This is a genomic window from Pseudocitrobacter cyperus (assembly GCF_039889165.1).
GTDB classification, from domain to species: Bacteria; Pseudomonadota; Gammaproteobacteria; order Enterobacterales; family Enterobacteriaceae; genus Pseudocitrobacter; species Pseudocitrobacter cyperus.
Window position 1 is genome coordinate 1,706,948 of record NZ_JAYMYY010000001.1, and the last position, 5,282, is coordinate 1,712,229.

The 5,282-nt window shown below is 54.2% G+C and carries 3 protein-coding genes; all 3 read right to left on the reverse strand.

The window, feature by feature from the left end; all coding sequences use genetic code 11:
- Positions 1-46: 46 nt before the first annotated feature.
- The 3 genes from ompC to VSR74_RS08295 all read right to left on the reverse strand — a co-directional run bounded on the left by ompC (position 47) and on the right by VSR74_RS08295 (position 5,109).
- Positions 47-1,138 carry a porin OmpC gene (gene ompC / locus VSR74_RS08285; RefSeq protein WP_347794219.1) on the reverse strand — a complete coding sequence of 364 codons (1,092 nt, stop codon included), beginning with the start codon at positions 1,136-1,138 and terminating at the stop codon, positions 47-49.
- 606 nt (positions 1,139-1,744) lie between these two features.
- Complete coding sequence (locus VSR74_RS08290; RefSeq protein WP_347794220.1) at positions 1,745-2,920, reverse strand: HlyD family efflux transporter periplasmic adaptor subunit; 1,176 nt, start codon at positions 2,918-2,920, stop codon at positions 1,745-1,747.
- Entirely contained in the window at positions 2,917-5,109 is a 2,193-nt protein-coding gene (locus VSR74_RS08295) for a type I secretion system permease/ATPase (RefSeq protein ID WP_347794221.1), read from the reverse strand. The genes VSR74_RS08290 and VSR74_RS08295 overlap by 4 nt, the downstream gene beginning before the upstream one ends.
- Positions 5,110-5,282: the final 173 nt, after the last annotated feature.

A 5,282-nucleotide genomic window follows, 5' to 3' on the forward strand; every position in this document is an offset into this window, starting at 1 on the left:
TAGAGGGTATGATATTTACGCCAGCCTGCGGCTGGCGTTTGGCGCATCAGAACTGGTAAACAGCGCCGATACCCACCTGGTTGTCCGTGTTCAGACCCAGTGTGCGCACTTCGTCTTTATCGCTGTCGAGCAGGTTAATTTTATAATCTGCGTAGACGGCCATATTTTTGTTGAAGTAGTAGTTAGCGCCGACGGAGATGTATTTCACAACATCCGCTTCGCTAAAGCCGTCTTTGCTGGCACGAGACTGCAGGTACGCCAGGGACGGACGCAGACCGAAATCGAACTGATACTGTGCAACCAGCTCAATGTTTTTGGTTTTGTCGAAGACCACGGTGCCGACATCATAGGTGCCGCCAGTCATGTTACGGGTTTCTGCGTAGGTTGCCGCCAGATAAAGGCTGTTCGCGTCATACTTCAGGCCGCCCGCCCAGGCTTCGGCATTCTCTGCGGTGTTGTTGGTCTGCGTCTGCTGTTCAGCAGTACGTTTAGAACCGGAGTAAGCCGCGGTTGCCGCGAAGCCTTCCGCAAATTCGTAAGAGACGGAACCACCCCAGCCTTCGCCGTTCTGTTTCAGAACATTTGCACGACCGTTGGTGTTCTCACCTTCACCGCCGTTTTTACCCTGGTACTGCACGGCGAAATTCAGACCGTCAACCAGGCCGAAGAAGCCGTTGTTACGATAGGTCGCCAGGCCATTGGCGCGACCGGTCATAAAGCCATCGGTTGCGGTGTAAGAGTCGCCACCGAATACCGGCAGCATATCGGTCCAGGCTTCAACGTCGTAGATAACGCCATAGTTACGGCCGTAATCGAAGCTGCCGTATTCACCGACGTTCAGGCCGGCAAACGCCAGACGGGTTGCGGTGTCCGCGCCATCTTCGGTTTTGTTGCCCTGAATGTTGTATTCCCACTGACCATAACCGCTTAACTGGTCATTGATCTGCGTTTCCCCTTTGAAGCCCAAACGAACATAGGTGTTATCGCCATCAGCACCTTTGTTGTCAGAGAAAATATGACGAGCATCAACCTTGCCATATAAATCGAGTTTGTTTCCGTCTTTGTTATAGATTTCTGCTGCGTGTGCTGCGCCTGCGGCCAGAATGGCAGGAATAACGACTGCGAGAATTTTTTTCATATTAAGCCACCATCATTATATTTAGTTTTAAGAGTATGAAGTGCTAAAAAAGCGTATTCATACGAGCTTCTTTGTGAAGCGCTTTATACGTTATGGAAATACTCAGAAATAAATAGCCGCAACATGTAACAAAATGTAAAAACAGGATCAAGTTGGCTTATTTAGATAATTAATTCGAAATTAGACAATCCTGATAAAACATTTTATTAACGAGATATGATCATGCAATAAAATAGTAAACAAACGATAAACATGACTATTTAGGTAATATAATCCCGGAGGTTATTATCAGGTTAAAAACAAATAGCAAGGGAATTAATGAGAAGGGGTAGAGGGAGTGAGTGGGGTTTGTGAGCATTTTCCCCCTCACCCCGGCCCTCTCCCACAGGGAGAGGGAGAAAACCGGCGCGGAACTTAGCAACTGTGCACAATCCGTCCCCTCGCCCCTTTGGGGAGAGGGTTAGGGTGAGGGGGAAATGTGCGCACCGATGCCCTCACCCCGGCCCTCTCCCACAGGGAGAGGGAGAAAACCGGCGCAGAACTTAGCAACTGTGCACAATCCGTCCCCTCGCCCCTTTGGGGAGAGGGTTAGGGTGAGGGTGCCCCTCACCGCTCCCGCAACGCCTCCTGCACTTTATTAAACGGCTTAATCAGATAATCGAGCACCGTTTTACTACCGGTACGAATATCGACTGTGGCAATCATTCCCGGGAAAATCGGTGATTTGTGGCCGCTTTTATTCTCAACAAAGTTGTGGTCGGTACGAATATATACCCGGTAATAATAAACATCGCGCTTAACATCATCCTGAATAGTATCGGGAGAAATCATAACGACCTCACCTTTCAGGCCGCCATATATCGAATAGTCATAGGCGGTGATTTTAACCAGCGCATCCTGACCGGGATGGATAAATGCCACATCACGCGGCGAAATATGCGCCTCAACCAGCATTTGATCATCAAGCGGCACCATACTCATCAGTTTGCCGTTGGGTGGAATGACGCCGCCGACGGTGGTCACTTCAATATCTTTCACAATCCCGGTGACTGGCGCGGTAAACTCCAGGCGGTCAAGGGAATCTGTACGCCCGCGAATAACGGAACGTTGAGCGGCAATTTCCTCTTCGGCCTTCGATAACTCCTCTCGCGCCCGTACATAATACTGGGTGTTCATTTCGGTGATGCGGCTATTGAGATCGTTCTTCTGCCGTTGCAGACGCAGCACTTCAACGTCGCTGGCCGCCCCCTTACGCACCAGCGGTTGGGTCATCGCCAGTTCGCGATCCACCAGCACAATGCCATCCCGCAGGCCTTTAATCCCCTCGACCAGGCTACTGCGGCGCGATTCATACAGGCGCGTTTCCTGGGTGATCAGCGACGGATATTGTGTCAGTTCCTCCGGGAATGTCAGCGGCGTATCATTCACCTCTGCGTTTAAACGCGCAGCGCGCGCCAGCGCGGCATTGTAACGCGAGAGACTCTCCTGCACGCCGGACTCTGTCTTGGTGCGGTCGAGCTGTGCCAGCACCTGCCCACGTTCAACGATATCGCCCTCTTTCACACTCAGGCGGTACAAAATCCCGCCCTCCAGCGACTGGATTATCTGTTCCCGCGATGACGGCACGACCGTACCGCTACCGGTTGTCACTTCGTCGAGTTCGAAAAACCATGCCCAGACCACAAACAACCCCAACAGCAGAGCCAGTACCCAGGCGACGATGGTCGAACGCGGCAGAGGCGGTTCATTAAAGTGTCCATCATAAAGATCTTCGCGTCTCATACGGTCTCCTCCTTGCTGCCGTCTGCCGCTGCGCGTGATAACGTCGCACGCCGGGCAGTCGCCGCCGGTTTCGCGGCTTCACCCGGTCGCTGCTGCTTCAGGATCGCATCGCGCGGGCCATCCATCACCACCTTGCCTTTTTCCAGTACGATAATACGATCAACCAGATGGAGGATCGCCAATCGATGGGTGGCGATCACCAGCGTGCGACGGCCGATCCACTGCTCCAGATGGCCAATCAGCCGCTGTTCGCTGATCTCGTCAAGCCAGGCCGTCGGCTCATCCATCAGCACAATATTCGGCTGGGTGATCAGCATGCGCGCCAGCAATAGCGCCTGACGCTGCCCGCCGGAAAGGCCAAAACCGCCTTCCAGAATTTGATAGTTCAGGCCATTTTTCTGCTGGCGGACGAACTCCAGCGCCCCGCTCATGGTCAGTGCGCGATGAATATCGTCATCAGAGGCCAGTGGCTTGCCCATGGTGATATTTTCCCGCACCGAGCCAAAAAAGAGCCGTGAGTTCTGGCTGAGAAAAGCCATATCGCGACGCACATCGGCAACATCCAGCAGCGGCAGGCTGATATCATCGAGCGATACTGTTCCGGCCTGAGGATCCTGCATGCCCGCCAGTAGCTGTAATAATGTGCTTTTCCCCGATCCGTTGCGGCCAAGTATCGCCACCTTCTCACCGGCTTTAATTTCCAGCTTCGCAATGGTCAGGACATTCACCTTTTCCTCTTCGTCGTAGTAAAAACCGACGTTATCCAGCAGGTAGTTGCCGTTAAGATTGGTGCGATGCACGCGTTCGCGCGGCTCAGGCTGATCAACGGGGCGCTTCATCAGTTCATCAAGACTTTTGCGCGCCACTTTCGCCGCCTGCCAGCGCGACAGGACGCCGGAAATCTGCGCCAGCGGCGCAATGGTGCGCGAGGCCAGAATGGACGTCCCCACCAGCGCCCCGGTGGTCATATCGCCAGACATCACCAGATAACACCCCACCAGCAACACCACCGCGTAAACAATCGACTGCACCTCCTGGGTCCAGGTCATCAGTAACCCCGTCAACCAGCGCTGTTTCATGCTTATCGAGGCCGCAACGTCATTACTGTTGTTCCACTGATTCTGGAAACGGCGCTCGGCGCGCAGCAGTTTGATATCCTCAATACCCTGTACCGCCTCAACAAGCGTGGCATTGCGGATTGCACTTTCACGCATACCGTCGTTGGCCAGCTTCGAGAGCGGTTTTTGGATTAACATGCCGGGGATCAGCAGCAGCGGGATCGCCAGCAGCACCACAAACACCAGCGGGCCGCCAATCATCCACAGAATAAAGACGAACAGCAGGAAGAACGGGATATCACTCACCGTGCTGATGGTGGTGGAGGTGATCAGTTCACGGACGGACTCCAGCTCCCGCAACTGGGAAATAAAGGTTCCGGTCGATTTTGAACGCGCGTTATTCTTCAGACGCAACGCACGCGCGAACACGCGGTCAGAGATACGCAAATCGGCGCGTTTGCCGACCACGTCTGAAATATGCACGCGGATCATACGCATGGTAAATTCAAACGCGATAGCGAGCATGACGCCGCCGAACAGCACCCACAGCGTCGCTTCCGACTGGGAAGGCACCACGCGGTCATACACCTGCATGGAGAAAATCATCCCGCTCAGCGCCAGCACGTTAGCCACCAGCGCCGCCAGCATAATGTCGCTGTAGCGTCGCCAGTCTTTTAGCGCCAGTTGCCAGAACCAGTTCTTTTTATAGGGTTTGATGTATTCATCGACGCGCACGTCGGGAATGGTATCCTGCGGCCTGGCAACCGCCAGTGCAGTCAGCCTTGACGCCAGCTCATCACGGCTCACCACCGTTTGCTGTTCGCCATCGCCGCTCATCAGCAGGATAAAATTCCCTTCGCCATCCATGCGCGAAATAACCGCGACAGCCTCGCTGTCGAGCACCGCAATAAGCGGCAGTCGCCAGGGGTCGATAAGCGAGAGATCAGGTGGCGTAAAGCGTAGCCCCAGCCCCAGTTGGCGGGCGATATCTTCCTGAATTTCACGGGCGGAGTAATTGGTGCCCTGATTCACCGCAACGCGCACGTTCTCTTCGGAAAAATCGAGGCGGTAGTGGCGGGCGACGCTCAGCAGCGCCAACAGCCAGGGTTCATGTTGCGTTGGTGTTCTCATTATTATCACTTCCTGTGGTAGCCTGGCGGGATAAGCCAGCGGTTTGTCCGGATAAACCGTTCACCATTATCCCGCCCGGGCGGTAAAGATATGAAAGCGCCTGACAGGATTTCTCCGTCAGGCTAAAAGAACTGCAAAGACCCGCCGCCCACGGCGGACGGGTCTGTTAAGGG

Coding starts and splice junctions, on each gene's coding strand:
- VSR74_RS08295 (WP_347794221.1), bottom strand. CDS start 5,109: ATGAGAACACCAACGCAACATGAACCCTGGCTGTTGGCGCTGCTGAGC.
- ompC (WP_347794219.1), bottom strand. CDS start 1,138: ATGAAAAAAATTCTCGCAGTCGTTATTCCTGCCATTCTGGCCGCAGGC.
- VSR74_RS08290 (WP_347794220.1), bottom strand. CDS start 2,920: ATGAGACGCGAAGATCTTTATGATGGACACTTTAATGAACCGCCTCTG.